The organism is Corallococcus sp. AS-1-6, from assembly GCF_020037015.1.
Taxonomy (GTDB): domain Bacteria; phylum Myxococcota; class Myxococcia; order Myxococcales; family Myxococcaceae; genus Corallococcus.
In genome coordinates this window covers 61864-87658 of the sequence record NZ_JAIQDE010000033.1, presented here as the reverse complement: position 1 = coordinate 87658, position 25795 = coordinate 61864, and the positions used below count along the sequence as shown (strand labels likewise).

At 70.8% G+C, this 25795-nt stretch carries 23 protein-coding genes and 1 tRNA gene; 13 read left to right on the top strand and 11 right to left on the bottom strand.

Annotation, left to right across the window (positions count from 1 at the left end):
- Positions 1-72: 72 nt before the first annotated feature.
- Complete coding sequence (locus K8612_RS33455) at positions 73-855, bottom strand: 4'-phosphopantetheinyl transferase superfamily protein (protein ID WP_223765211.1); 783 nt, start codon at positions 853-855, stop codon at positions 73-75.
- A gap of 104 nt (positions 856-959) precedes the next feature.
- Between K8612_RS33455 and K8612_RS33450 the strand changes: the two genes are divergently transcribed.
- The 11 genes from K8612_RS33450 to uraH all read left to right on the top strand — a co-directional run bounded on the left by K8612_RS33450 (position 960) and on the right by uraH (position 11995).
- Positions 960-2168, top strand: coding sequence for a phosphatase domain-containing protein (locus K8612_RS33450; RefSeq protein ID WP_223765210.1), 1209 nt, complete (start codon positions 960-962; stop codon positions 2166-2168).
- Positions 2169-2227: 59 nt separating this feature from the next.
- Positions 2228-2731, top strand: coding sequence for a hypothetical protein (locus tag K8612_RS33445; RefSeq protein WP_223765209.1), 504 nt, complete (start codon positions 2228-2230; stop codon positions 2729-2731).
- Between the two features lie 191 nt (positions 2732-2922).
- Complete coding sequence (locus K8612_RS33440) at positions 2923-4182, top strand: glycosyltransferase family 2 protein (RefSeq protein WP_223765208.1); 1260 nt, start codon at positions 2923-2925, stop codon at positions 4180-4182.
- Positions 4179-5279: a hypothetical protein gene (locus K8612_RS33435; protein WP_223765207.1), complete on the top strand. Its 1101-nt coding sequence runs from the start codon at positions 4179-4181 to the stop codon at positions 5277-5279. The genes K8612_RS33440 and K8612_RS33435 overlap by 4 nt, the downstream gene beginning before the upstream one ends.
- A 32-nt stretch (positions 5280-5311) precedes the next feature.
- A complete protein-coding gene (locus tag K8612_RS33430; RefSeq protein WP_223765206.1) occupies positions 5312-6439 on the top strand; it encodes a hypothetical protein in 1128 nt (375 codons plus the stop codon).
- Positions 6436-7221 (top strand): hypothetical protein, encoded by a 786-nt coding sequence (locus K8612_RS33425; RefSeq protein ID WP_223765205.1) that lies wholly within the window; start codon positions 6436-6438, stop codon positions 7219-7221. Before K8612_RS33430 ends, K8612_RS33425 begins: the two co-directional genes overlap by 4 nt.
- A gap of 145 nt (positions 7222-7366) precedes the next feature.
- Positions 7367-8752 (top strand): NAD(P)/FAD-dependent oxidoreductase, encoded by a 1386-nt coding sequence (locus K8612_RS33420; RefSeq protein ID WP_306799771.1) that lies wholly within the window; start codon positions 7367-7369, stop codon positions 8750-8752.
- A complete protein-coding gene (gene allB / locus K8612_RS33415) occupies positions 8749-10098 on the top strand; it encodes an allantoinase AllB (RefSeq protein WP_223765203.1) in 1350 nt (449 codons plus the stop codon). Before K8612_RS33420 ends, allB begins: the two co-directional genes overlap by 4 nt.
- Before the next feature lie 27 nt (positions 10099-10125).
- Complete coding sequence (gene alc / locus K8612_RS33410) at positions 10126-11148, top strand: allantoicase (protein WP_223765202.1); 1023 nt, start codon at positions 10126-10128, stop codon at positions 11146-11148.
- Complete coding sequence (uraD, locus tag K8612_RS33405) at positions 11145-11657, top strand: 2-oxo-4-hydroxy-4-carboxy-5-ureidoimidazoline decarboxylase (RefSeq protein WP_223738045.1); 513 nt, start codon at positions 11145-11147, stop codon at positions 11655-11657. The genes alc and uraD overlap by 4 nt, the downstream gene beginning before the upstream one ends.
- A complete protein-coding gene (gene uraH, locus K8612_RS33400) occupies positions 11654-11995 on the top strand; it encodes a hydroxyisourate hydrolase (protein WP_223765201.1) in 342 nt (113 codons plus the stop codon). The genes uraD and uraH overlap by 4 nt, the downstream gene beginning before the upstream one ends.
- 7 nt (positions 11996-12002) lie before the next feature.
- Here uraH and K8612_RS33395 read toward each other — a convergent pair whose 3' ends face one another.
- Positions 12003-13631: a Rieske 2Fe-2S domain-containing protein gene (locus K8612_RS33395; protein WP_223765200.1), complete on the bottom strand. Its 1629-nt coding sequence runs from the start codon at positions 13629-13631 to the stop codon at positions 12003-12005.
- Between the two features lie 249 nt (positions 13632-13880).
- Complete coding sequence (locus K8612_RS33390) at positions 13881-14951, bottom strand: carbohydrate-binding protein (protein WP_223765199.1); 1071 nt, start codon at positions 14949-14951, stop codon at positions 13881-13883.
- A gap of 381 nt (positions 14952-15332) precedes the next feature.
- Between K8612_RS33390 and K8612_RS33385 the strand changes: the two genes are divergently transcribed.
- Entirely contained in the window at positions 15333-16319 is a 987-nt protein-coding gene (locus tag K8612_RS33385; RefSeq protein ID WP_223738041.1) for a TerC family protein, read from the top strand.
- A 98-nt stretch (positions 16320-16417) separates the two neighbouring features.
- Here the strand turns inward: K8612_RS33385 and K8612_RS33380 are convergent, their stop codons facing one another.
- From K8612_RS33380 to K8612_RS33350, 7 genes are all read right to left on the bottom strand, one after another.
- Complete coding sequence (locus K8612_RS33380; protein ID WP_223738040.1) at positions 16418-16708, bottom strand: hypothetical protein; 291 nt, start codon at positions 16706-16708, stop codon at positions 16418-16420.
- 237 nt (positions 16709-16945) lie between these two features.
- A tRNA-Val gene (locus K8612_RS33375) sits at positions 16946-17017 on the bottom strand.
- 87 nt (positions 17018-17104) lie between these two features.
- A complete protein-coding gene (locus tag K8612_RS33370; RefSeq protein ID WP_223765198.1) occupies positions 17105-17389 on the bottom strand; it encodes a hypothetical protein in 285 nt (94 codons plus the stop codon).
- A gap of 20 nt (positions 17390-17409) precedes the next feature.
- Positions 17410-17835 (bottom strand): hypothetical protein, encoded by a 426-nt coding sequence (locus tag K8612_RS33365; protein ID WP_223738039.1) that lies wholly within the window; start codon positions 17833-17835, stop codon positions 17410-17412.
- A 9-nt stretch (positions 17836-17844) separates the two neighbouring features.
- On the bottom strand, positions 17845-19467 hold the full coding sequence (locus K8612_RS33360) for an Hsp70 family protein (RefSeq protein WP_223738038.1): 1623 nt from the start codon (positions 19465-19467) through the stop codon (positions 17845-17847).
- 152 nt (positions 19468-19619) lie between these two features.
- Entirely contained in the window at positions 19620-21680 is a 2061-nt protein-coding gene (locus K8612_RS33355) for an ATP-dependent helicase (RefSeq protein WP_223765197.1), read from the bottom strand.
- A gap of 46 nt (positions 21681-21726) precedes the next feature.
- Positions 21727-23415, bottom strand: coding sequence for a HEAT repeat domain-containing protein (locus K8612_RS33350; protein WP_223765196.1), 1689 nt, complete (start codon positions 23413-23415; stop codon positions 21727-21729).
- Positions 23416-23548: 133 nt separating this feature from the next.
- Here K8612_RS33350 and K8612_RS33345 point away from each other — a divergent pair, with 133 nt between their 5' ends.
- Positions 23549-24403: a CHAP domain-containing protein gene (locus tag K8612_RS33345; RefSeq protein ID WP_223765195.1), complete on the top strand. Its 855-nt coding sequence runs from the start codon at positions 23549-23551 to the stop codon at positions 24401-24403.
- Between the two features lie 101 nt (positions 24404-24504).
- Here the strand turns inward: K8612_RS33345 and K8612_RS33340 are convergent, their stop codons facing one another.
- The gene (locus tag K8612_RS33340) at positions 24505-25701 is read right to left on the bottom strand and encodes a glycosyltransferase family 2 protein (RefSeq protein WP_223765194.1); all 1197 of its coding nucleotides are present in this window, start codon (positions 25699-25701) and stop codon (positions 24505-24507) included.
- Between the last annotated feature and the right edge of the window lie 94 nt (positions 25702-25795).

Below are 25795 nucleotides of genomic sequence, written 5' to 3'. Positions count from 1 at the left end.
CGGCCGGAGGCCCTACCCATCTTGCGATAGGCAGGGCCTATATCAACCGGTCAAAACCTCTGTGCCGGGGTACTAGGCCGTCTTGATGACCGGGGCCATGTCCCCGGACAGCGGCACGGTGTGCTGCCAGCGCACCGTGAGCGCCCCACCCCGGGGCCTGCGGAAGGCCACCGCCGCCTGGTGACGGGCGGACGGCTTGTGCTGCATGAACTGCCACACGTCCGGCAGGTCGTTCATCCTCGGGTCGAAGGCGATGCGGGGCATCCCCTCCGGCACCAGGTCGAAGGCGAACTGATCCAACGGCAGGGACAGGCCCGCGCCGCGCGCCTTGATGTAGGCCTCCTTCAGGGTCCAGTACTCGAAGAAGCGCGCGCGCTGACGCTCCGGTGGCAGCGCGCGCAGGGCCTGCACCTCCGTCTTCGCGAAGTAGTGGTCGGCGATCTCCACCGTCTCGCCCGGCCGCTCCGCGTCCTCGATGTCCGCGCCCAGGTCCACGTCCCGGCCCACCGCGACCAGCGCCATGCCGTCCGTGTGGCTCAGGTTGAAGCGCAGCCACTGGCCCTCGGGGCCGACGATGGCGGGGCGGCCGTACTCGTTGGGGACGAAGCGCCAGGCCTCCGGCGCCACGGGCGCGTAGCGCGACAGCGTCAGCCGCACCAGCGCGTGGGACACCAGGTACTGCCGCTGGTGCCGCTCGAAGTGGAAGCGCCGCTGCCGCTCGCGCTCGCCGGGATCCAGCAGGGCCTTGTAGGCCTCCAGGAGGCGCGGGTCGTCGATGCGCTCGGGCTCGACGATCCACACGTGGACCTCGTCGGGGCGCAGGTCGAGGGGCGTGGAGGAGGGGGACACCGTCATGTCGCGCAGGCAATCAGGAACCGCCGCGCCTGTCACGGGGGGTGGTCCGGCCGCTCGGCGGGCGCGTAGGCTTCACGGCCCCCAGCCCAGGGGGAGGGACACGCATGGACCTGACCACCGCGACGACGAAGCTCCAGGCGCTGCGCCGGGACATGACGGGCCACACGGACCGGCACGACGAGCGCCGCATCCTCGACCTGCTGGAGGGCGCCACCCGCGAGGAGCTGAACTTCCTCCTGTCCAACGTGGACCTGGTGCGCCTCTTGTCGGACCTGGATGACCGCATCGTGGGCCCGGACCATCACACGGCGCTCCTGGACCTGCTGTGCACGCGCCGGGCGGCGGAGCTGTCCCTGCCGGTGCGCGCGTCGCTGGCCACGGCGCTCCAGAAGGGCGCCACGCCCGCACAGGCGGAAGCGCGGCTGCGCGACCTGTTCCTGGGGCTGAAGGGCCGTGAGCTGACCGGCTTCAAGAACCTGCTGGAGGCGGGCGGCGAGTACCACGACCTGCACAAGCTCGTCTTCGACGACGTGGACGACGTGGCGGTGCGCGCGGAGCTGCTCGCCCACTTCCAGCGCGAGGCGGACGCCGTCCCCAGCGGCGAGAACAAGGTGCTGAGCGACATCGACGACACGTTCTTCGCCAACTGGGTGGACAAGCGCTACCCGCCGAAGACGGTGTACCCGGGCGTGCTCGCGTTCTACCAGGAGCTGGACCGGGGGCCCGGCATCATCCCGGGCCGCGCGGGCGACCTCGTCTTCGTGAGCGCGCGCCCGCAGGATCCGCTGGGCCTCATCGAGAACGCGACGCTGGACTCGCTGAGCAGGCGCGGCGTGCCGCTGGCGGTGATGCTCTCCGGCAGCTTCTTCTACCTGGTGGGCAACACGCGCATCGCGCAGAAGAAGTTCGAGAACTTCGAACAGTACGCGCGCCTCTTCCCCGAGTACGGCTTCGTCTTCGTGGGCGACAGCGGCCAGGGCGACGTGGAGTTCGGCGCCCGCATGCTGGAGTCCCTGCCCCAGGCGGTGCGCGCCGTGTTCATCCACGACGTGGTGGCGACGCCTCGGGAGCAGCGGGACGCCTGGCGCGCGAAGCAGGTGTTCTTCTTCGACACGTACGTGGGCGCGGCGGTGGACGCGTTCCACGCGGGCGTCATCTCCCGGGACGGCGTGGACCGCATCGCCGCCGCCGCGACCGAGTCACTGGCCGCCATCGCGTTCACCTCCCCCGCCCAGCGCCAGGAACGGGAAGCGGAGCTGAAGCGCGACCTGGAGCTGGCGCGGGCGCTGCCCCAGAAAAGCGCGCCTGTTTGAATTTCGGGCGGGCGGGCACGTCGCCCCGCGGCCAGCGCCCTCTCGAAAGGGTTTCACCCATGCGCCGCCTCCTCGCCCTGACGTCCGCCTCCCTCTCCCTCGTCTGCGCCGCGTGCGGCGGAGAGGAGGACGAAGCGCCCCTCCAGCAACTCCAGGACACGCGCGCCAGCGTGACGGGCTCCCACCCCGTCGTGATGACGACGCACAGCGCCCGGATGCTCGAGCCGCTGCTCCCCGCGCGGCCCACGCTCGAGCTGACCTCCGAGGTGGGCTCGCGGGACGGCCTGCGCGTCTCCCTTGCGCCCTTCGACTGCGACCTGACCGCGACGATGACGGGCGCGTCCACCTTCGCCCTGAACGCGGGCTCCTGCTCCCTGCTCATCCCCCCTCAAGAGGGGAGGTTCGCATGCTCCATCCGGCTCCACATCGCCGAGGGCACCGGCGGGCGCGAGACCGCGGAGTCCCGGGTCGGTGTGACTTTTGACGCCGACTACGTCCAGCAGTGCGCGGAGGATGACGGGCCCTCCACCACCCGCGTCTTCGTCACGCTGGAAGGCGAGTAGGGGTCCGCGCAGCGCGGATGCGCGTTCCCTGACACCGGCCGGCCCACCGGTCCCGGACAGTTGGCGGGACGGACGAAGCACCCCAACCTTCCGGGCGCTTCACAGGGGTGGAGCGGCCGTCTGGGGACGGAAGGAAGGGCTCCGGGAGGTTCCCGGGGCCCTTCCGGGGCGTGAGGGGGCGCGCGGGACCGATGGAACTGTTTCCCATCCATTTGCTGTTCATCGTCGTCTTGATGAACCGCTACATCCTCGGCCCCTTCCTGCGGCGGCTGAAGGGGCAGCGGTTCGAACGGGTCGACGACACCTACCGCCCGAAGGTCGCCATCGTCGTTCCGCTCTTCAACGAAGGCGAGGGCATCTACCACACGGTCAAGGCGCTGCTGGAGCAGGACTATCCCCGCGAGCTCACCGAGATCATCGTCGTGGATGACTGCTCGCGCGACGACAGCGTCGCGTGGGCCACCAGGGCCGCGGAGGGCCACCCCAACGTCCGGGTGATGCGCAACCCGGAGAACATGGGCAAGCGCAAGGGCATCAACCGGGGCGTCCGCGCCGCGGAGGACGCGGAGATCATCGTCTCCGTGGACTCGGACGTGGTGGTGGAGAAGAGCGCCGTGCGCCAGCTCATCCGCCGCTTCGTGCACCCCAACGTGGCCGCGGTGGGCGGGCGCACCTTCGTCATCAACCGCCACCAGAACTGGCTGACGCGGATGATTGAAATCAAGTTCCACTTCGCCCAGAAGTGGCTGAAGGACCTGGAGCGCTCGTTCCGCCAGGTGATGTGCCTGTCCGGCTGCCTGACGGCGTACCGCCGCTCCGTGCTGCTGGAGCTGGAGCCCATCCTGGAGTCGCGCGCCATCGCGGGCATCCCCATCAAGTACGGCGAGGACCGCTTCCTCACGCGGCAGATCGTCAAGCACGACTACGAGACGGTCTACACGCTGGACGCGTTCTGCTTCACCGCCGCGCCCTCCACGCTCGCGGGCTACTTCAGCCAGCAACTGCGCTGGCGGCGCTCCAACCTGGTGGACCTCATCTGCGGCCTGTCGCACGCGTGGCGGCTGCACCCGGTCATCACCGTGCACTACGTGTCGCAGTTGGCGCTGCTGCTCGCGTACCCGGTGGTCATCGTCCACAACATGCTCAACGGCGAGTTCTGGGACATCCTCGCGTTCCACTTCCTGGTGATTGGCCTGCTGGGCTTCATCTACCGGCTGGAGACGCGCCACCTGCCGGAGGACCGGCGCGTGCATCCCGTGAGCTTCCTGCCCATGGCGCTGCTCATGCCGGTGACGTACGCGCTCTTCACGCCGCTGGCGCTCTTGACGCTCGACTCCGGGAGCTGGGAGACGCGCGGCAGTCCCACGCCCGCGCCGGCGCCGGCGCCCTCCCCCATTCCCGCCCCCGCGAAGCTCACGTCCAACTCCGCAGGCGAGGGAACCCCGTCATGAACCAGCAGGTCGCCAACCGGCTCAACTCCATCGCCGTCTCCGCCTACAAGTTCATGGGGTCGGTGCTGCTGGCGCTGATCCTCCTGGGCCTGATGTCGTTCCTCGCGGTGCAGGGCTTCTTCCTGGCGAGCAACAGTTGGGCGGCGCCCACCATCCTGTCGCCCACCGACCCCAACGTGCTGGCGCTCAACGCGCAGGCGGCGCAGCAGGAGTCGGAGCGGGACGGCCTGATGGCCCGGCGGCGCGAGGCGGCGGACCGGCTGCTGGAGGCGGAGCGGACCGCGTCCGCGGAGCGCTCCTTCCAGCAGCGCTTCGTCGTGGCGCTCCAGGGCGAGAAGCGCGCCCGCGACCGGCTGGCGAAGCGGCTGTCCGCGCTGCGCCAGGAGTACCTGCGCACGGGCGCGGAGATCGCCGAGTCCAACCGCGCGTTCAGCGGCCTGGCCCGCACGCGGACGACGGCGCTCTATGGCGCGAAGCTGATGGAGCGCGAGGACGTGCTCACCACCAACCACCACCTGGCGCAGATGGCGCAGAGCAACCTGTCCCTGGCGCAGGAGACGGTGGACCTGGACATGCGCCTGGACACGCTCCGGCGTGAGAGCCAGGGGCTCACCGCCGCGGAGAACGGCCTGGGCCGCGACGCCGCCGCCGACGGCCTGACGAAGGACACGCTGCTCCTGGAGCGGGAGTACACGCAGTCGGTGCTAGCGCTGGCCCGGGCGGACGCGCAGCGCAAGAGCCTGGAGGAGGACGTGCGCGCGCTGGACGACCGCATCCGCCGCTTCGACCACCTGCTCCAGGTGGTGCACAGCTCGCCGTACCTGAAGGCGCTGGAGCAGAACCTCACCGTGGCCTTCGTGCCCTACGAGAACCTGCCCAACGCCCGGGCCGGCACCCCGCTCTACACCTGCGCGCTCAAGATCTTCTGGTGCCGCGAGGTGGGCGTCGTAGGGCCCGTGCTGGAGGGCGAGGTCTCCCAGCAGCACCCCATCCGCCAGTACCACTTGCGGGGCGTGATGGTGGAGCTCCAGCTTCGGGACGCGCCGAGCGCGCGCGAGCCGCTGCTTCACCTGGGCCATCCCCCATTGATGCTGTGAGGCCCGTCGTGGAATCGGAAAGGAAGCGGAGGATGCGGACGAGCCTCGCGAGGGGAGCCCTGCTGGGGCTCGGGTTGTGGGCGGGGATGGCCCCGGCGGAGGAGGCGGGGACGGTGCGGGCCAAGGGCGACCTCGCGAAGGGCTACTGCGAACGCGTGCGCGGCACCGCGAAGGCGGAGGCCGCGCTGGAGCTGGCGCCGGAGGTGTTCGCCAGCGTGGGCGCGGTGAACGCGGGCGACGCGGTGGGAGGCTCGGACGAAACGCCCCTGGGCGCGCCCAAGCTGCGCGTCACCGCGGGGGTGGGCTACGACTTCGTGGGCCTCTACCGGGGGCACACGCGGCGCTCGCGCGCGGAGGCCGAGTGCCGTCGCTACCAGGCGCTCGCCGCGCTCCAGAGCGCCGTGGAGCAGGGCTCGCGGTTGGGCGAGGCCGCGGCCCTGGACGCACGCGCCCGGGCGCTGGCCACCTCCCTGCCCCGCGCGGAGGAGCTGGTGGCCCAACTGCGCGACGACCTGCGCGACGGCGGCGCCACGCTGGAGGAGCTCAACGCGGTGCAGGTGCGGTTGGACCACCTGCGCTCGCTCGCGCGCGACACCGCCCAGGCCCGTGAACGGCTGGCGCTCGAACCCGCGCTCCCGGAAGGGCAGACCCTGGGCATGCTGCTCAGCGCCTTCGAGTCCGCGGATGATCAGGTCGAGGTCCTGTCCGGCGGCCTGCGCACCGCGGGCGCGTGGCGGCTGAGCGTGCGCGGCGGCTACGACGAGGTCTTCGACGTGGACCAGTCCACGCCCCTCTTCGGTCAGCTCACGCTGGGCTACAACCTGGGCAACCTGTGGCAGGGCCGGGCCAACACCCAGGCCCGCGAGGGCCGCCGCCTGGAGTCGCGCGACGCGGTGGACGGGGCGCCCCGGCGGGTGCGTCAGCTCCTGGGCGAGCTGCGCATCACCGAGCAGAGCGAGCGGCAACGGCTGGGTGAGGTGTCCGCGCTGGTGTCCGACCTGCAAGGCCAGTTGCGCGAGGTGGAGCAACTGCAGACGCGGCAGGTGCGCCGCTTCCGGGACTACCTGCTGCTGGAGCTGGCCCGGCTCCAGGCGGAGCAGGCCTACCTGGGCGCGCACCTGGAGACCCTCCGCACGCTCCTGGGAGAAGCAGCCCCATGAGCGACGCACGGCAACCGCGGTGGGTGGCGCTCGGGACGTCAGGCATCCTGATGCTCTGGGCGGGCTCCCTGCTCCTGAGCCACGGCGCGTGCAGCGGCGCGAGGAAGCCCATGGAATCCGCACCGTCCTCCAGCGCGCGCGCGCTCCGCGCGGATCCGCCGCCCACGAAGGACGGCCTGGTCCCCGTCACGCGGCAGCGGTTGCACGTCACCCAAGGCCAGGTCGTGAACCTCCAAGAGGAGGAGCAGCAGGACGGGACGCACTTCGCCATCGACGGGCCGCGCCAGCGCGCGGTCGTCCCGGAGACGACGGGGGACGACGTGGAGCTGCGCTTCACGTGGCTGGGCGCCACCGACGAGGTGGTCCCGCTGGCGTCGGGCCAGCACCGCGAGCAGGTGGGCCTCAAGCTGCGCGCGCGGGACGGCTGCAACCTCATCTACGCCATGTGGCGCATCGCCCCCTCCGCGGGCATCGTGGTCCAGTTCAAGTCCAACCCGGACGCTCACGAGAGCGGCGAGTGCGGCAACTCCGGCTACACCACCGTGCGGCCGCGCTTCATGGAGCCGCTGGAGCGGCTGTCCCCCGGCGAGTCCCATGTGCTGCGCGCCCGCATCGACGCGAACGTGCTGACCGTGTACGCGGACGGCCAGCGCGTCTGGGAGGGGTTGCTGCCCGCCGACGCGCTCGGGCTGGAAGGCCCCGTCGGGATGCGCACGGACAACGCTCGCGTGCGCTTCGAGCTGCTCGTGCCCCAGGCAGCCGGCCCCACCTCGCACCTCTGAGCGGCCGTCCGGAACCGGCACGACGGGGCGAATGCCTGGGGGCCCCCCCTTGCATGGGACCCTCCGGGCGTGGGTTGCTTGAGGGACGATGCCCGACCGCGACCCGCTGGCTTCGACGTATCGTCCACCGCAAGGTCTGGAGGCGTTGGAAGACGCCCTCCGCCGCGACCTGGACATCCTGTCGTACCCCGCCCGCGGCTGGGTGCCGCCGCGCTCCACGCCGGACGGACGTCCCATCCTGGACGTGCTCATCGTGGGCGGTGGCCAGAGCGGGCTGGGCGCCGCGTTCGGGCTGATGCGCGAGCGGGTGACGAACGTGCTCGTGCTGGACGACGGGAAGGACGGCTTCCACGGGCCCTGGAAGACGTTCGCGCGGATGATCACCCTGCGCACGCCCAAGTACCTCACCGGTCCGGACTACAACATCCCCCACCTCTCCTTCCGCGCCTGGTACGAGGCGCAGCACGGCGCGGAGGGCTTCCAGCAGGTGGCCCTCATCCCGAAGGAGCTGTGGGCGGACTACCTGCTCTGGTACCGGCGCGTGCTGGGCATCCCGGTGAGGTGCGGCACCAAGGCGGGCGCGCTGCGCTGGCGCGAGGACCTGGACTGCTTCGAGGTCCCCGCCGCGCACAACGGCGAGACGGAGTTCCTCCTCGCGCGCAAGGTGGTGCTGGCCACCGGCATCGACGGCTCCGGCCGCTGGGAGGCGCCGCCGGAGGTGCGGCCGCTGCCGCGCTCCCTGTGGGCGCACACGCATGACCCCATCGACTTCGAGGCGCTGAAGGGCAAGCGCGTGGGCGTGCTGGGCGCGGGGGCCTCCGCGTTCGACAACGCCTCCGTGGCGCTGGAGACGGGCGCGGGCCAGGTGGACCTGTTCTACCGCCGCAAGAAGCTGCCCAACGTGAACCCCTACCGCTGGGCGGAGTTCGCCGGCTTCCTGCGCCACCACGGCGACCTGCCGGACGCGCAGCGCTGGCGCTTCATCCGGCAGATCATCGACATGGGCCAGTTGCCCCCGCGCGACACCTTCGAGCGCGCCCGCCGCCACCCGCACTTCCACCTGCACGCGGAGAGCCCCTGGGTGGAGGTGAAGGCACAGGACGGGCAGGCCGTGGTGCGCACGCCGCACGCCACGCACACCTTCGACTTCCTCATCATCGCGTCCGGCTTCACCACGGACCTGTCGCTGCGGCCGGAGCTGGCGGAGCTGCACCCGCACATCGCGCTGTGGAAGGACCGCTTCACGCCGCCGGAGAACGAACGGCACGCGGACCTGCTGCGCCACCCGTACCTGGGCCCCTCCTTCGAGTTCCAGGAGAAGCAGCCCGGCGCCGCGCCGTGGCTGGGCGGCGTGTTCAACTACACCTTCGGGTGCCTGCTCTCGCTGGGCTTCGGCGGCGCCAGCATCTCCGGCATGAAGTACAGCCTGCCCCGCCTGGTGGGCGGCATCACCAGGCAGCTCTACCTGGAAGACAGCGAGCGCCACTTCCGCGCGCTCGCGGATTACGCGACGACGGAGTTCGAGACGTGAGTGCTTCGGGTGTGACGGTGTTTCGAAGTGAGCGCGTGGTGACGCCCGAGGGCACGCGCGCCGCGGCGGTGGTGGTGCGCGACGGGCGCATCGAAGGCGTCCACGCGACGGTGGACGTGCCCAAGGACGCGCGGGTGGTGGAGCTGGGCCGGGACGCGCTCCTGCCCGGCATCGTGGACAGCCACGCGCACATCAACGAGCCCGGCCGCACGGACTGGGAGGGCTTCGCCACGGCGACGGCGGCGGCGGCGGCGGGCGGCATCACCACCGTGGTGGACATGCCGCTCAACTCCATCCCCGCGACCACGTCCCTGGCCGCGCTGCGCACCAAGGCGGAGGCCGCGTCCGGCCAGTGCGCCATCGACTACGGCCTGTGGGGCGGCGTCATCCCCGGCAACGCGCACGAGCTCCAGGCGATGGTCGACGCGGGCGCGCCGGGCTTCAAGTGCTTCCTCGTGCACTCGGGCGTGGACGAGTTCCCCGCCGCCACGCGCGAGGTGCTGGACGCGGCCATGCCCATCCTCGCGAAGGCGGGCGTGCCGCTGCTGGTCCACGCGGAGCTGACGGACCACGATCCGCCCTTCGCGGGCGACGTGCGCGCGTACGCCAGCTACCTCGCGTCGCGCCCGGCCGCGTGGGAGGTGGACGCCATCCGGATGATGATCGACCTGTGCCGCGAGCACCGCGGCCCCGTGCACATCGTCCACCTGTCCGCCGCGGACGCGCTGGACGACATCGCGAAGGCGAAGGCGGAAGGGCTGCCCTTCACGGTGGAGACGTGCCCGCACTACCTCACCTTCAGCGCGGAGGAGATTGAGGCGGGTGCCACCCACTTCAAGTGCGCGCCGCCCATCCGCGAGGCGGCCAACCGCGAGCGGCTGTGGGACGCGGTGAAGAGCGGCCTCATCGACCTGGTGGTGTCGGACCACTCGCCCTGCACGCCCGCGCTCAAGAAGCTGGAGGCCGGGGACTTCTCCGGCGCGTGGGGCGGCATCGCTGGCCTGCAGCTCAGCGTGTCCGCGGTGTGGACGGGCATGCGCGCCCACGGCCTGGGCCTGGACGCGCTGGTGGAGCGCATGGCGCACCGCACCGCGAAGCTGGCCGGATTGTCGGGGCGCAAAGGAGCCATCCGGCCGGGGCTGGACGCGGACTTCGTCGTCTTCGCCCCGGAGGCGCGCTTCAAGGTGGCCCCGGAGGACATCCGCCACCGGCACCGGCTGACGCCCTACGCGGGCCGCGAGCTGGAGGGCCGGGTGATGAGGACATACCTGCGCGGCCAGCGTATCTTCGACGCCACCGAGGGACTGACGGGCCCGCGCATCGGCCAGTGGCTGCCGCGCGGATGAGCCCCGGCGGTCCGGGAGAGGACACCGATGCAAGCCGAAGCACCCGGGGCGATGCACGTCGCCTTCGCCGACCTGATTGACCTCGCCGCACGCAAGGTGGGCGGCAAGGCCCTGCTGGCCAACGACGAGTTCTTCGCGCCCAAGGAGTCGATGCTGGAGCCCGGGCGCGGCGTGTTCATCGCGGACAAGTACACGGAGCGCGGCAAGTGGATGGACGGCTGGGAGACGCGCCGCAAGCGCGTGCCCGGCTACGACTGGTGCATCGTGAAGCTGGGCCTGCCCGGCGCCATCCACGGCATCGACGTGGACACGAACCACTTCCTCGGCAACTTCCCCGAGTACGCCTCCCTGGACGCGTGCGAGGTGGACGGGGACCCGTCACCCGAGTCGCTGGCGGAGGACGTGTCGCGCTGGACGGAGCTGGTCCCCAAGCAGCGCCTGCGCGGCGGCTCGCGCAACCTCTTCGCGGTGGCCAACGAGCGGCGCTTCACGCACGTCCGCCTCAACATCTACCCGGACGGCGGCGTCGCGCGCCTGCGCGTGCACGGGCAGGTGCTGCCGGACTGGCACGCGCTCAAGAAGGCCGGGCTGGTGGACCTGGCGGCGGCGGCCAACGGCGGCTCCGTCGTCACGTGCAACGATCAGTTCTTCGGCACCAAGGACAACCTCATCTTCCCGGGCCGCGCGGCGAACATGGGCGAGGGCTGGGAGACGCGCCGCAAGCGCGTGCCGGGCTACGACTGGATCGTCGTGAAGCTGGCCACCGCGGGCACGCTGCGCCGCGCGGAGGTGGACACCCACTTCTTCAAGGGCAACTTCCCGGACCGCTGCTCGCTGGAGGGCATCCACCTGGAGGAGCCGCTGCTGGACTTCGCCAACGCGACGCACCTCCAGTGGAAGGAGCTGCTGCCCCAGTCCAAGCTCCAGGCGGACCACTGCCACGTCTTCGAGAAGGAGCTGAAGGACGTGGGCCCCATCACCCACGTGCGCCTCAACATCTTCCCGGACGGCGGCGTCAGCCGGCTGCGCCTCTTCGGGGAGCCGGCGTGACGACGCCGCTGGAGCGCCTGAACACCGCCACCACGCAGGAGGCCACCGAGGCCTTCACCCGCTGCTGCGGCAGCACGAAGTGGGTCCAGCGGATGCTGGCCGTCCGCCCGTTCCGGGACGCGGAGCACCTGTACGCGGAGGCCGCGGACGCCTGGGCGCGCACGGGGCCGGAGGACTGGAAGGAGGCCTTCACGCACCACCCGCGCATCGGCGACGTGTCGAAGCTGCGGGAGAAGTTCGCCTCCACCGCGCAGTGGTCGTCCCAGGAGCAGAAGGGCGTGGCCGGCGCGGACGAAGGCGTGTTGCAGGCGCTGGCCCAGGGCAACCGGGACTACGAGTCCCGCTACGGCTTCATCTTCCTCGTCTGCGCCACGGGCAAGAGCGCGGCGCAGATGCTGGAGCTGCTCCAGGACCGCATGCACAACACCCCGGACGCGGAGCTGCGCATCGCGGCCGGGGAGCAGGCGAAGATCACCCGCATCCGACTGGAGAAGCTCCTCGCGTCATGAGCACCCTCAGCACGCATGTCCTGGACACGAGCACGGGCCGCCCGGCGGAGGGGCTCTCCCTCACGCTGGAGGCCCGCTCGGGCGAAGACTTCCGGGAGCTGTCCCGGGGCGTCACCAACGCGGACGGACGGGTGAAGGACCTGTCGGGCGCGAACACGAAGCTCGAGCCCGGCGTGTACCGCCTCACCTTCGACACCGGGGCCTGGTTCCAGGCCCGGGGGCAGCGGGGCTTCTACCCGTACGTGCAGGTCGTGTTCGAAGTGACCGCGACCGACGAGCACTACCACGTCCCGCTGCTCTTGAGCCCCTTCGGCTTCTCCACCTACCGGGGAAGCTGAAGACGCATCAGACGCGCGGCGGTTCGACGGGCACCTTCTCCGCCGGGGCCTTGTCGCCGCCGCGCTCCACCTTCTCCGGCTTGTCCGCGACGGGCTCCGCGCAGAGCGTGGAGTTGTTCGACTTGCACGCGCCGCCGTTCTGCAGGTCGAACTGCCAGCGGTGGCGCGGGCACACCACGTAGCGGCCCTCCTCCACCCAGCCCTCCGCCAGGTCCGCGCCCTGGTGCGGGCAGAAGCGCTGGATGGTGAAGCGCTTGCCGCCGGCCTCCACCACGGTGCGATCCTTCTGGGCCTCCGTGGCGCGGATGCCGTCGCAGAACTCGCGGATGTCCTCCACCTCCACGCCCAGGAAGCCGTGCAGCACGGGCTCGTAGACGTCCGGGGTGCGGGACAGGCGCAGGCGGAAGGACAGCAGGAAGTCCTCCCAGTTCAGCTTCCGGTCCAACACGCGCACGATGTCGCTCGCGCTCACCTTCATCGCGTAGCGGCTCTTGTCGCGCATCTCCGTCACTTCATCCACGCGGCGGGCCTTGAAGTCCACGCGCAGCAGCCGCGTGGGCGCCTCCGTCAGCTCCACGTAGAACGGCATGCCCACGCGGTCGTGCAGATCCAGCAGGTCCAGCTTGCGCTGCAGCTCCGTGCGCAGGCGGCCGTGGATTTCGTCCACCTCCTCGCGCATCAGGTTGCGGCGGCGCTCGCGGAAGACGTAGGCCATGTCCTTCGCGTACGTGTGGAGGTATTCCTTGAAGTTCTCCGTCGTCACGCGCTCCGGCACCTGGGACACGAACTCCAGCGAGCCCGCGTCCAGCACGTCCCCGGGCATGGGCTCCAGGTAGCGCGTGGGCAACGTGGGCATGCGCTTCTCCAGGTAGGAGAAGAGCACCGGCGCGCGCGGGAAGATGCTCACGTCCTGGAAGTTCAGACTGAAGAGGGCCGGGTCCAGGAAGGCCGCGGGGCCCGCCGCCGCGATGTACGCGCGGGGCTGCACCACTTCCAGCGCGCGCGCCACCGCCTCGAACTTGCTGTCGCGCTTCTTCAGGCTGATGGCCGAGTACGTCTCCTGCGGGTACTCGTAGCAGGTGGGATGCCAGATGGCGCCGGAGAACTGGGCGGAGAAGACGTCGATGGGCCCCTCCTCCGCGATGACGCGCACCAGCCGATCGTGCATCTTGCAGTCGTTGATGTTGAGGAAGCACTGCCCGTCACCGCGCACCATCACGCTGGAGTCGCGGTTGGTGCCCTGCTCGGACACGAAGAGCTTGATGTAGCCGCCCTTGATGGGGATCTCGCGCGAGTCCTCGCACGCGATGACGCGCTTGCAGCCGTACTTCTCGAAGATGTCCCGCAGCTCCGAGCGGCGGAACTTCGGCACCAGCACCGTGAAGTCCCGCTTCGCGATGGTGGCCAGGAACTCCGGGTCGAAGTGATCCTTGTGCTCGTGGCTGATGTAGAGGAAGCGCTCCTTGCCCGGCGTCTCCAGGAGCTCCTTCACGCGGGGCGCCAGGTGGTGGTTGCGCGGCAGTTGCATCCACGCGGAGTCGAAGGCCCCCTGCGGCGTCAGCCACGGATCCATGACGACGAGCGCTCCAGCGGTCTCCACCGCGAAGCCCGCATGACCCAGGAAGGTGATCCGCATGAACGTCGTCCCTCGTGTGGAGGACGCGGCCGGGAGGACCGCGCCCTGGAGTGGCTGTGTGCGCGCGGGCCCATGGCCCCGGCGTCAGCTAGGCTGCGAAGCTAGGGCGTCTCTTTCCAGCGGCACCCCGGCGCGCCCCTCCTGTCGGAAAGCCCACGCACGTCGCGTCCGGCCGCGAACAAAAAAGGGAGGGAGCCTCCACGAGGCCCCCTCCCCTGACGACTTCAGGACATGCGGCGTGCGGCCCGCCTAGGGCTGGATCTCCCGGACGCTCATCCACTTGAAGTCCACGTCCGTGGCGCTGTCCCAGCGGAACGTGGCGATGGGCCCGCCCCAGGTGATCGGCATGGCGCCTACGGCCCCGCCGCAGTGCTGGGCGTCACCGCCCCAGCCGCCGTCGTCGGTCATGTCGTAGACCTTCTTCCACGTCACCTTGTCGGCGTTGTCGTTGAGGTACAGCTCCAGCTTCACCGCCTCGCCGCCCTTGGCCCCCGGCACGTTGCGCATGACGGCCTTGAAGCCCACCCAGCGGCCCTTCAGCGCGGAGGTGGCGGACTTGTACGGCGCCTGGTCGTAGGACACGTGCCAGGTCTCCTTCTCCCAGCGCACGCGGCCGTCGTAGTGCAGGCCACCCTTGTAGCTGCTGCCCTCGCAGCCGGAGTTCTTGTCGTTGTGCTTCCCGCCGCGCGCGTACCAGGCGAAGTTGTCCTGGTTGTTGTTCACCGCGTTGACCTTCACGAAGCCGGTCATCTCGATGTTCTTCCAGTCGTTCGGCGCCTGCATGTAGCCGCGGCTCGCCAGCACGTCGCGGTCATACGTGGCGATCTGATTGGCGCTGTAGCCGGAGGACGGGAAGGCGCTCATGCGCACCTTCGTGCTCTTCATCTTCCAGGAGCCGTCCGCGTTGCGGGTGATGGTGCCCTGCGGGTCGAAGCGCTTGTCCGCGGTGGCGTTCTCCGCGAGCGCCCAGGACTCGCCGCCCGGCAGCGAGGGGTACAGCATCGTCACGCCGAAGCCGTCCACCCCGGACGGAGCGGGAGCCGGGGTGACCTCCGGCGGAGCGGTGGGCGTGGGCTCGGGCGTGGAGGGGTCCGGAGGGGGCTCCGTCTCCGACGGGAGCGGCTCCGGCGGGGTCTCCGGCTCGGGGGCCGGCGTGGCCGGGAGCTCAGGGGTGGCCGGGGTGCCCGGGGCGGGGCTGGGCGCGGGAGTGCTTACCTCGCCGCTCGGGTCCGTCGTGTCGCCGCCGGGGCTCGCGCCGCAGCCAAAGGCATGGAGCGCCAGCAGCAGCGCGCTGGACGTGAAGACAAATCGGTTCCGCATCAGGCAGGGGGTTTCCGTGCACGGGGGGCCCTCGAGACGGGCAGCGGCCGCGACGCCATCGCCGGCGGCCTGTCACCCACGCCCCAGCCTCCAGGCTCACGTGCCATGGGAGGTTCGGGCGCTCGGCTGGTCTCAACGGCCCGGTGAAAGCGTTCTCCAGCCGGGGTCCTTGCAAACCACGGCGGAATTGAACACTTCCCCTGGCGACAAGGGCCGCCATGGCCCCCGGCCGGCCGCCTCCCCTACCCCGGCGGCACGCCTGCTCCCGGGTGATACCTCCGTTTTCCCGAAGTATCGCGCCCGGATTCTCTATTTGCCGAAGATACGCGGCGCTCCTATTTGAGAGGGGTTGGCTCCCCGTGCCTTCCCCAGGTGAACTCCTTGGAATCCTTCCAAACCATCGGCAGCCCCTTCTTGTGGGGCGGCTTCATCGCGTTCGTCTTCGCGATGCTCGCGCTGGACCTCGGTGTGTTCCACCGCAAGGCGCACACCGTGAGCTTCAAGGAGGCAGGGGCCTGGAGCGCGGTGTGGGTGAGCCTGGCGCTGACGTTCAACGGCTTCCTGTGGTGGCGCTACGGCGCCGGGCCGGGGATGGAGTTCCTCACCGGCTACCTCATCGAGAAGTCGCTCTCCGTCGACAACATCTTCGTCTTCGTCGTCATCTTCTCCACGATGAAGGTCCCGGCCATCTACCAGCACCGGGTCCTCTTCTGGGGCATCCTGAGCGCGCTGGTGCTGCGCGCGGCGATGATCTTCGCGGGCGTGGCGATGCTGGAGCGCTTCCACTGGCTCATCTACGTCTTCGGCGCCTTCCTCATCCTCACGGGCGTGAAGCTCTTCATCCAGCGCAACCATGAGGATCACCCGGAGGACGGCTGGCTGATGCGCACCGCCCGCCGCGTGATTCCCTCCACGCCGCACTTCGACGGGCAGCACTTCCTCACGGTGGAGAACGGCCGGAAGCTGGCGACGCCGCTGCTCATGGCGCTGATGCTGGTGGAGGCGTCCGACGTGCTCTTCGCGCTGGACTCCATCCCCGCCATCTTCGCGGTGACGCGCGACCCGTTCATCGTCTTCACGTCGAACATCTTCGCCATCCTGGGCCTGCGCTCGCTCTTCTTCCTGATGGCCGGCGCGATGGAGAAGTTCACCTACCTGAAGGTCGGCCTGTCCGGCGTGCTCGTCTTCGTGGGCGCGAAGATGGCGCTGGTGGACGTGGTGCACCTGTCGCCGGCCATCTCCCTGGGCGTCATCGCGCTGGTGCTGGGCGCCAGCATCGTGGCCTCGCTGGTGAAGGCGAAGAACACGCCGCCGCACACGCCCAACCGTGACAACGCGCCGAACACCCCGGCGCCCGCGAAGAGCTGACGCTCCCGCGGAACCAAACCTTCTCCGGCTGTGGGTCCCATGGGGTGTGGGGCTCCGGGCCCGGGCCCCCGAAGCGCATGGGGGCTCGGGCCTCTTTTTCAGTGGGCCCGCGACAGCTCCATGAACTCCAGCCAGGAGCGGATGGCGTCCTCGAACTCCTCCAGGGGCAGATCCTGGGAGCGGCCGGGGATGGCCACCTCGCTGTGGATGGAGGCCCGGGCCCGGTTGAGCTCCAGGCTCCAGGTCTCCCCGGTGACGTCCCACCGCTCCCGCCGCCCCTGCCGCAGCGCCGCCAGCACGCGCAGCATCCCCTGCGCCCGGTTCGCATCCGGCCGCAGCTCCTGGGCGAGGTAGTCCGCCAGCACGTCGTCGGGCGGCAGGCCACTCACGACCGCCCGTCCCTGCTGATCCCACGTGAATCGCAATGTCCTGGGCACGGCCGTGAAGGTCGCACAGTCCGTGGATCGCCGGCCACGCCCCGCCCCCGCCGATTGCGCCGGAACCCGACACTGCGGCCCGGCCGCGTGCGGCAGCCAACGGGCGTCTCCGCCCGGCGAGCAACGGCGTGTCGGGAGCTGGAAAAGCGAAAGGCCGTGAGCCCCTGGGGACTCACGGCCTTTCTTGAGTGGGCGCGGCAGGTTTCGAACCTGCGACCCCTGCCGTGTGAAGGCAGTGCTCTACCGCTGAGCTACGCGCCCTGCTGTCTTCCGCCGCCCGCCGCGCGACCGCTGCGCAACGAACGCGGCGGTAAATGCCATTCGCCGCCGTGGGTGTCAACGCCTTTTCTACGAGGACTCTTCCGCGAGCGCCTCCAGCTTTTCGTCCAGCTCGCGCAGGCGGCGCTTGAGGCCCGCGAGCTGCTTCCCCACGGCCTTGAAGTCCCCCTTCGGCGCGAAGTGCAGGGCCTTCATGACCTCTTCCTGTCCGCGGTCCAGGGCCTGCTTCCCGCGCTGGACGCGGCCAATGGCCTGGGCCACGGCCAGGGCGCGCTTCTCGTCGGCCATGAGCTTCTCCATGGCCATGCTGGAGAGCCCCAGCGCCTGCTTCTTCAAGTCGTCCCGGATGCCCATGGTGGCGGTCCTCTGGCCCCTCAGGGGCCGTCGGGGAACTCGGTCTTCAGCGCGGCGAAGACGCGGTCGGCGATGCCCTTGTAGCGCATGCGCTCGATGAGCGGCTGCAGGTCCCCGCGCATGGAGATGCGGCGCTTGAGCACCGCCTCCACCGGGTCCAGCGTGCCCAGCAGGAGCTGCTTCCAGACGGAGTACGGGGCGCGGGCCAGGTACACCGGCTCCAGCTCCTCCAGGTCGTCCGGATCCGCCAGCACGCGGGCCCGCTTGATGTCGCGGTCCCCGGGCTCCACGTGGACGACGAAGGGCTTGTCCAGCTTGCCCTGCTCCGCCTCGATGATGGCCCCGAAGTCGCCCTTCCAGCCCTTGCCGGCGATGGCGCACTCCGGGTCTGCATTGGTGAGCCGGACGGCCTCGTCCAGCCATTCCTTCGACGGAAACTTCGGCATCGCGCCTCCCTACCCCCTACGGAAGATGCTCTTGATGCTGGAGAAGAGGCCGCGGTCGTCGCTCGGCCCGCTGCTGCTCGACGGAGCAGCCTGCGTGTTGCGCGAGGCGACTTCCTGCAGGGCCTTCTTCAACTGCTCGGGCGTGTCGCGGGTGGCCAGATCCACCTTGCGCGACATGCCGCTCGCGTCCTCCACCTGCACCTGGAGGAGACACTCCTCGGTGAGGCGGAAGTCGATCTTCCGGCCCGCCGCGGCGGCCGGCACGCGGACGGTGCCCAGGTACTCGTTGTCCACCATCAGGTCGCTGTCACCCTGGTAGATGTCCAGCTCGATGAACTGCGCCCCCTGCTGCGCCGGAGGCGGCAGGCGGAAGCTCTTCACCATGGGGATCAGCGAGTTCTTCTCGATGATGCGCTTCACGCGGCCGTTGGGCAGCGCGTAGCCGATGGGCATGGACAGCGCGTCCAGCAGCGTCACCGCGTCGATGCTGCCCAGCGAGTCGCCCAGCAGCGCGGCGCCCAGGGCCACGCACTCGTCCGGGTGCACGCCCTTGCGCGGGGCCTTGCCGAAGTGGGCCTGGATCTTCTGCTGCACCAGCGGCATGCGGCTCTGGCCGCCCACCAGGATGATCTCGTCGATCTCCGAGCGGCTGATGCCCTTCTCCGCGAGCACGCGGTCGCAGATGTCGAAGGTGCGGTCCACCAGGTCGCCGGTGAGGTTGTTGAGGTAGTCGCGGGTCAGCGGGATGCGCAGATCCAGCGGCTTGCCCTTGCGCTCCTCGATGTAGGGCAGGTCGATGACGACGTTGGGGATCAGCGTCAGGTCGATCTTCGCGGCCTCGGCGGCGTTCTTGATGCGCTGGAGGGCGATGGGGCTCTCGGTCAGGTCGACCTTGGTCTCGTCGCGGAAGCGCTCCAGCACGTACTCCATGATGCGGTTGTCGAAGTCCGCGCCGCCCAGGAAGGAGTCGCCGCCCGTGGCCAGCACCTCGAAGACGTTGCCGGCCAGGTGCAGCACGCTGACGTCGAAGGTGCCGCCGCCCAGGTCATAGACGAGGACCTTCTGATCCAGGCCCCGGTTGAAGCCGTAGGCCAGCGCCGCGGCGGTGGGCTCGTTGACGATGCGCTTGACGTCGAAGCCGGCCAGCCGCCCGGCCTCCTTGACGGCGTTGCGCTGGTTGTCGTTGTAGTAGGCGGGGACGGAGATGACGGCCGCGTCGATGGGGCCGCCCAGGAACTGCTCCGCGATCGTCTTCAACTGCGACAGCACGAAGCTGGAGATCTGCGGCAGCGTGTAGAGCTTGCCGCCCAGGGTGACGGCGGCGTCCCCGTTGGCGTCCTCGACGATGTCGTAGGGGAAGTACCCCTTGAGGTCCTCCACCGCCTTCGAGTGGTACTTGCGGCCGATGAGCCGCTTGGTGCCCCAGAGCGTGTTCTTGGGGTTCGTCACCATCTGGTCCTTGGCGACGCCGCCGACCAGCAGGTCGTTCTTGGCGGACAGCGCGACCACGGAGGGCAGGATGAGGTTGCCGCGATCCGTGGGGACGATCTTCGGGATGCGGTTGCGCACGGACGCCACCAGGGTGTTGGTGGTGCCCAGGTCAATCCCGACGATGCGAGGTCTGTCCGCCATGAAGGTCAACGTGCGCAGCTCAGGGGGAGGCCGCGCCCGTCCTCACTCTCTAGCACGTCGAGCCGTCGCGTGCGCGTTTCTAGGCGGACGCTTCCTCCCTGACTGTAGTTCTGGCCAGCCTGCCCACCAGGGGGGCTGATTCCCGTCCCGGCCTACAGCTCCCGGTCCGGATCCGGCCCCAGCTCGCGCAGGCGGATCGGCCCGTCGGGCTCCGGGGGCGGGTGCGTCTCACACACCGCGTCAGGCCCCACCAGAAGCTCGGCCAGGAAGCGCGACGGGGTGAGCAGGAGCCGTCCGTCCTCCCGGGGCAGTGACGTGTGGGGGTACACGAGCCACAGCGCCTCCCGGGCCCGGGTGACGGCGACATAGAAGAGGCGGCGCTCCTCCTCCTCGGCCTCCGGGTCGCGCGTGGCGACGGACAGGGGGAAGCGCCCGTCGGTGAGGCCCAGCACGAAGACGGTCCGCCACTCCAGGCCCTTGGCCTGGTGGACCGTGGTGAGGGTGAGCACGTCGTCCGGGGCCTCGCCCTCCCCCTCCAGGGCGGCGCGGGCGGAGAACTCGGAGACCAGGGCGATGGCGGACAGGAAGCGGGGCACGTCCTCGAAGCGGCCGGCGAACTCCTGGAGCTGGCGCAGGTCCTCCGCGCGCCGGTCCGCCCCGTCCCCGGTGGCCGGGGGCTCGCGCGCCGCCAGCACCTCCGCGAGCAGCGCGCCCGGGCTCCGGGGCTCGCCGGAGGACAGGGTGGTCATCAGGGCCTGGAAGCGCTGGAAGCCGGCCTGCGCCTTCTTCGGCACGTGGACCTGGACGTCCGGGTGGGCCAGCGCGTCCGCGAGGGACAGCTCCGGGGGCAGCGCGGACAGGGCGGTCCACAGGTGCTCGGTGCTGGCGGTGCCCACGCCGGGGAGCCTCCGCGCGAGCCGCTTGAAGGCCAGCTCGTCGGTCCGCTGGTGCGCCCAGCGCAGGTGGGCGAGCGCGTCCTTGACGTGGGCCTGCTCGAAGAAGCGCACCCCGGAGCGCACGCGGAACGCGACTCCGTGGCGCGTCAGCTCCAACTGCAGCTCCAGGGAGTGCAGGTGGGCGCGGTAGAGCACCGCCATGGACTCCAGGCGCTCCCCCCGGGCGCGCAGCTCCAGGACGCGCTCGGCGACGAAGGCGGCCTGGGCCTTCACGTCGCGGGTGGGGACCACCTGGGGCACGGGGCCGGGCGCGCCGTCGGACACGAGCGCCTTGGGGAACTGGCGGGTGTTGCGCGCGATGACGGCGTTGGCCAGCCGCAGCACCTGGGGCGTGGAGCGGTAGTTGCGCGTGAGCGGGTAGATGCCGCAGCCGGGGTAGCGCTGGGGGAAGTCGATGATGTGGCTGAACTCCGCGCCCCGGAAGCTGTAGATGGACTGGCAGTCGTCGCCCACGACGGTGAGGTTGCGCCGCTCGCCCACGAGCAGGTCCACGAGGTCGCCCTGGAGGCGGTTCGTATCCTGGTACTCGTCCACGAGCACGCCCTGGAAGCGCCCGGTGAGCTCCGCGCGGACGGACGGGTGGTCCTCCAGCAGCCGCTTCAGGTGCGCGAGCAGGTCGTCGTAGTCCATCAGGTGCAACTGCGCCTTGCGCTGCTGGAAGCGGCGCGCGGTGGCGAACACCTCCGGGGCCACGGGGAGCAGCTCCCTGCGCCGCTCCACCAGCACCTGCGACACGGGCTGCTGGAGATTGGTGGCCAGGGAGACCAGGTCCAGCAGCGCGTCCGGACGCGGGAAGCGCTTGTCGCTCCTCAGCTTGCGCTCCGCCAGGCACGTGGCCATCAGGTCGCGCGCGTCCTCGCGGTCCAGCACCGTGAAGCCGGTGGAGAACCCCAGCGCCCCCGCGTGCTGGCGCAGGAGCACGTGCGCCGCGTGGTGGAAGGTGCCGCCCAGCAGGCTGCCCACGTCCGCGAAGCCGCCGGCCAGCGCCTCCACGCGGCGGATCATCTCGCGCGCGGCCTTGTTGGTGAACGTGAGCAGGAGCAGCGACGACGGCGGGACGCCCCGCTCCAGCATGCGCGCCACGCGGTACGTGAGCGTGCGCGTCTTGCCGGAGCCCGCCCCGGCGATCACGAGCACGGGCCCCTCCCCCGCCTCCACGGCCGCGCGCTGCTCGTCGTTGAGCGCGCCCTCCAGGTCCAGACGGCGCGAGGGCGCTCCGGCGGGGACGGCGGGGCTCAGCGGCTGGGGGGCGGCCATGGGGGGTGGGGACTCTAACCGCCGCCGAAGGGTCCGCCAGTCCGTCTCAGGGAGGGGTGGATCCAGCCAACCGGGAGGCCGCCGCGGCGCGGACCTCGGGGGAGGGATCCCGCTCGCGGGCCAGCTCCAACAGCAGCGTGCCCACGGGCCTGGGCAGCTTCGCGCTGGAGGCCTGCTGGAGCGCCTGGGTGCGCTCCTTCACGCCCTGCGACAGGCGCTCGGCGACCTGTTGATCCGCGCAGGTGCGCACGCCGGGGTGCTGCTGGCGCAGGAGCAGCTCCGCGTCCGCGAGCTTCGCCTCGGCCAGCCGCACGGCGTCCTGGGCGGTGCGCTCGAAGGTGTCCAGGTCCTCGGGGAACTCCGTCTTCTCCTTGCGGACCCGGGCGATGGCCTGGGCCGCGAAGCGCGCGTCCACCACCGCCGCGCAGAGCTGACGCGCCGACGCCAGGGGCACCCCACCCTCCGCGGACACGGTCTCCTCGCGCGCGGTCGTCTGGGCCCACACCGCGAGCTGCCGGGCCGCCACCGCCGCGGAGAACGCCTGGCGGCGCTGCTCGCGCAGTTGCACCCAGCGCCAGAGCACCACGGGGTCCGTGCCGCCGGACTCATAGACGCGCTGGTACTGGCTGGCGGCCTGCTCCAACTGGCCGCTCAGGTCCAGGAGCGCCGCCACGGTGATGTAGAGCTCCGGGCTGCTGGCGCGCTCGCGCAGGGACTCCAGCCGCACGGCGACCTCATAGCCGGCCACGGGGGCGGGCAGCGCGGAGAGCACGGTGCGCAGCGACGTCAGCGCGTTCTGGCGGATCAGCGGGTTGCGCGCCGTGCGCAGCGCCTCCAGCAGCGGATCCACCGCGCGCACGGAGACGTGCTGACCCAGCTCCTCCGCCGCCTGCCAGCGGTCCAGCGGATCCGGCGCCACCAGCGCGCGCTTCAGGTCCTCCAGGTCGCGCAGGTAGTGGCCCACCTGCATCGCGCGGGCGGCGGGCTCGGTGCGGGAGAGGGCGCCCTGCTCCTCGCGGGCGCGGGCCAGGCGCGCGGGGAAGCCCGTCAGCTTCGGCCCCAGCGGGTGGACCTTCACCTTCGCCTCGGCCTCGTCCACCAGCCCGGAGACGAGCAGCCCCTCCACCTCCAGCTCCAGCAGCTTGACGCGGACCTCCTCGCGGTGCGCGCCCGCGGGGAAGTCGCGCAGGTAGGCGAAGAGCTTCCCGGCGTCCCGGGCCTGGGCGAAGGACTCGTCGTCCAGCTTGCGCTCCAGCTCCTCGCGGCGCGCGCCGGCGGCCTCGCCCTGGAGGAGCTGGGACACGCGCTTGAGGTCGGTGGTCGTCTGGACGTCGCGCTCCTGGGCCGCCTGGAGCTTCGCGCGCGCCTCGTCGCGGTGGGAGCCGTCGGGGTGCTCGGCGAGGAACTGCCGCCACCCGGCCTCCGTGTCCGCTTCCTTCGCCGCATTGAAGCGCAGGCCCTCCAGCAGCGACTGCGCCCGCTGCCGCTGCGGCGCGTCCGGGTACGTCTCCAGGAAGCGCTTGTAGGCGATGACCGAGTGCAGCCGCTTCGCCTCGTCGAACTCCAGCCCCTCGATGCGCCCCTGGGCCGTCGTGGCCTCGGGGTCCTCCGGGTTCTCGCGCAGGAAGTCCTGGTAGGCCTGCACGGTGTCCAGCTCGCTGGCCTTCTCGAAGGACATGTGCGAGCAACCGGTGGCCAGGAGCACGAGGGCGAGGGCGCGGCGGAAGGTGGGCATCCCCTCCAGCAATACCCCACCCGCCCCCCGTCGAAAACCCGAGCCGCTCCGCCCGGTTGCCTGGGTGGTTTTCTTGCCTACACGCACCAGCGGAGGGAGCCTCTGTCCCAGGACGCTACAGGACGAGGTGGCCATGAAGCTGGGCGCATGGATGGCGATGCTGGCGATGACGACGGGCTGTGCGACGGGCTCCCCCACGGGGGCCTGGGTGGCGTCGGAAGCCGTGCGCTACCGCTCCGCCTCCCCGCCGGCCTTCCCGCGCGCCGCGCTGTCCGAGGAGGTGGCGGTCCGTCCGAGCGCCCCCGCCGAGCGTCCCGCGAAGGCCCCTGCCCCGAGCAAGGCCCCGGCGGTGGCGAAGGCCCCGGCCAAGGCCCGGCCGCGCGTCACGCCCGCGAAGCAGACGCCTCCGAGCCCCGCCCCCACGTCCAATCCCCGCGAGCGCGTGCTGGCCACGGCGCGCGGGCTGGTGGGGCAGTCGTCGGTGCAGGTGAACGGCAAGCGCTACCCGGCGGACTGCACGGCGCTCATCGAGGCCACGTACGCCCAGGCGGGCGTGAAGTTCCGGGGGGCCCTCAAGCCCGGGGACAACGGCGTCACCGCGATGTACCGCTACGCCCAGGCGAATGGCCGCGTGTACACGAGCGGGCGCCCCGCGCCGGGCGACCTGGTGTTCTTCCGCGAGACGTATGATCAGAACCGCGACGGCCGGCGCAACGACGGCCTCACCCACGTGGGCCTGGTGGACGGGGTGGACGCGGACGGCACGGTCACCGTCATCCACCGGGTGAAGCGCGGCGTGGTGCGCTACCGGATGAACCTGGCGCGCCCCCACATGGCCCGCGATCCGAAGACGGGCGAGATCCTCAACGACATGCTGCGAAGCCCCGCCCCCGGTCAGCCGCACGTGCTCACCGGACAGCTCTTCGCCGCGTTCGGCAGCGTGCTGCCCTCGGGCGCCACGAAGCCCATGGCCGTGGCGGCCCGCTGAAGCTGGAAAAGGAAAGCCCGCCGATTCCAGCCGTGCGCTTCCGGAACCAGCCGGAGCGCCGCGGGGAACCGGCGGGCCTGGACCGCCAAGTCCGTTGAAGGTCAGGTCGACGTGGAGGTCGGCACGCGGGCGGTGCGGTCCCACGCGGCGCGCTGCGAGTTGCGCAGGAAGCGCCAGAAGCCCACGGCGATGGCCGCGTTCATGGTCACGAAGTAGTACGCGATGGACGTGGCCTTCTTCGCCGCGCCGCTCTTGAAGACGCCGGAGCGGCCCAGGTACGCCAGGGCGTAGAAGCCCAACTGCGCGCCCAGCGTGACGCGGTAGAACACGCTGTCCAGCAGGAACAGGTTGGCGACGAGCGCCAGCGCCATCAGCGCGGGTGCGCACCAGCGCAGGAGCTTGTGCGACCAGAAGGCGAACGCGGCGAAGCCCGCGGTGGGCAGCAGCAGCCCGGGCACCAGACGCAGGCTCTGGAAGTTGCCCGCCGCGATGCGGGCGCGCCGGCCGAACTCCTTGCCGTAGTCCTCCGTCGTCTCCTCGTGAGCGACGGCGCCCTCCTCGTAGACGACCTTGTAGCCGCTCTCCAGGATGCGCAGCGGAATCACGAAGTCATCCACGATGGTGGACGGCGGCAGGTGGGTGAAGAGCGAGCGCCGGATGGCGTAGAGGCCGCCGTTGGCACCCACCACCGCGCCGCGCCGGCCCTCGTACAGCTTGATGAGGGACTCGTAGCTCCAGTACGCGCTCTCCTCGTAGTCCTGCTTCGTGGGGTTGTAGAGGCGCAGCTTGCCGCACACGGCGCCGACCTCCGGGTCCTCGAAGTGGCGGACGATCTTCCGCACCGCGTCCGCGTCGATCATCGTGTTCGCGTCCGACAGCAGCACGATGTCGCCGTGCGCGGACGGGATGCAGCGGTTGAGCACCGTCGTCTTGCCGGCGCGGGGCGCGGGCGACAGGCGCACGCGCGGATCCGTGCACTTCTGCACGAGCCCGTCCGTGCCGTCCGTGGAGCCGTCCGAGCCGATGACGACCTCGAAGCGGTCCGCCGGGTAGTCCAGCGCCAGGCTGTTCTTCAGCTTCGACTCGATGCAATCCGCCTCGTTGTAGGCGGCCACCACCAGACTTACCGAGGGCAGCGGTCCGCCCTTCATGCCCGTGCTGGCGGCCTGCCCCGAGCGCATCTTCCGCACGTTCTGGAAGACCTGGGCCGCGCCCTCCAAGGCGAACAGGCTCAAGGGATAGAGAAAATAAGTGTGCACGAGCGCCAGCGCCGCGCACCAGAAGAAGACCTCCGCCATCGACCCACCCTCCGAACCCCGAGTCCTCGACACCTGGGCACAAAGCAAGGTGCATGCCCGAGCGTCTAGAGGCACCTCAGGGCGAGGGAGCCAG

Excerpts from the sequence above, each read along its gene's own strand:
- K8612_RS33340 (WP_223765194.1), bottom strand. The coding sequence starts at position 25,701 with ATGGCGGAGGTCTTCTTCTGGTGCGCGGCGCTGGCGCTCGTGCACACT.
- K8612_RS33390 (WP_223765199.1), bottom strand. The coding sequence starts at position 14,951 with ATGCGGAACCGATTTGTCTTCACGTCCAGCGCGCTGCTGCTGGCGCTC.
- K8612_RS33395 (WP_223765200.1), bottom strand. The coding sequence starts at position 13,631 with ATGCGGATCACCTTCCTGGGTCATGCGGGCTTCGCGGTGGAGACCGCT.
- alc (WP_223765202.1), top strand. The coding sequence starts at position 10,126 with ATGCAAGCCGAAGCACCCGGGGCGATGCACGTCGCCTTCGCCGACCTG.
- K8612_RS33435 (WP_223765207.1), top strand. The coding sequence starts at position 4,179 with ATGAACCAGCAGGTCGCCAACCGGCTCAACTCCATCGCCGTCTCCGCC.
- K8612_RS33350 (WP_223765196.1), bottom strand. The coding sequence starts at position 23,415 with ATGCCCACCTTCCGCCGCGCCCTCGCCCTCGTGCTCCTGGCCACCGGT.
- K8612_RS33425 (WP_223765205.1), top strand. The coding sequence starts at position 6,436 with ATGAGCGACGCACGGCAACCGCGGTGGGTGGCGCTCGGGACGTCAGGC.
- K8612_RS33440 (WP_223765208.1), top strand. The coding sequence starts at position 2,923 with ATGGAACTGTTTCCCATCCATTTGCTGTTCATCGTCGTCTTGATGAAC.
- K8612_RS33370 (WP_223765198.1), bottom strand. The coding sequence starts at position 17,389 with ATGGGCATCCGGGACGACTTGAAGAAGCAGGCGCTGGGGCTCTCCAGC.
- K8612_RS33445 (WP_223765209.1), top strand. The coding sequence starts at position 2,228 with ATGCGCCGCCTCCTCGCCCTGACGTCCGCCTCCCTCTCCCTCGTCTGC.
- K8612_RS33430 (WP_223765206.1), top strand. The coding sequence starts at position 5,312 with ATGCGGACGAGCCTCGCGAGGGGAGCCCTGCTGGGGCTCGGGTTGTGG.
- K8612_RS33455 (WP_223765211.1), bottom strand. The coding sequence starts at position 855 with ATGACGGTGTCCCCCTCCTCCACGCCCCTCGACCTGCGCCCCGACGAG.
- K8612_RS33345 (WP_223765195.1), top strand. The coding sequence starts at position 23,549 with ATGAAGCTGGGCGCATGGATGGCGATGCTGGCGATGACGACGGGCTGT.
- K8612_RS33450 (WP_223765210.1), top strand. The coding sequence starts at position 960 with ATGGACCTGACCACCGCGACGACGAAGCTCCAGGCGCTGCGCCGGGAC.
- K8612_RS33365 (WP_223738039.1), bottom strand. The coding sequence starts at position 17,835 with ATGCCGAAGTTTCCGTCGAAGGAATGGCTGGACGAGGCCGTCCGGCTC.
- K8612_RS33355 (WP_223765197.1), bottom strand. The coding sequence starts at position 21,680 with ATGGCCGCCCCCCAGCCGCTGAGCCCCGCCGTCCCCGCCGGAGCGCCC.
- uraH (WP_223765201.1), top strand. The coding sequence starts at position 11,654 with ATGAGCACCCTCAGCACGCATGTCCTGGACACGAGCACGGGCCGCCCG.
- K8612_RS33360 (WP_223738038.1), bottom strand. The coding sequence starts at position 19,467 with ATGGCGGACAGACCTCGCATCGTCGGGATTGACCTGGGCACCACCAAC.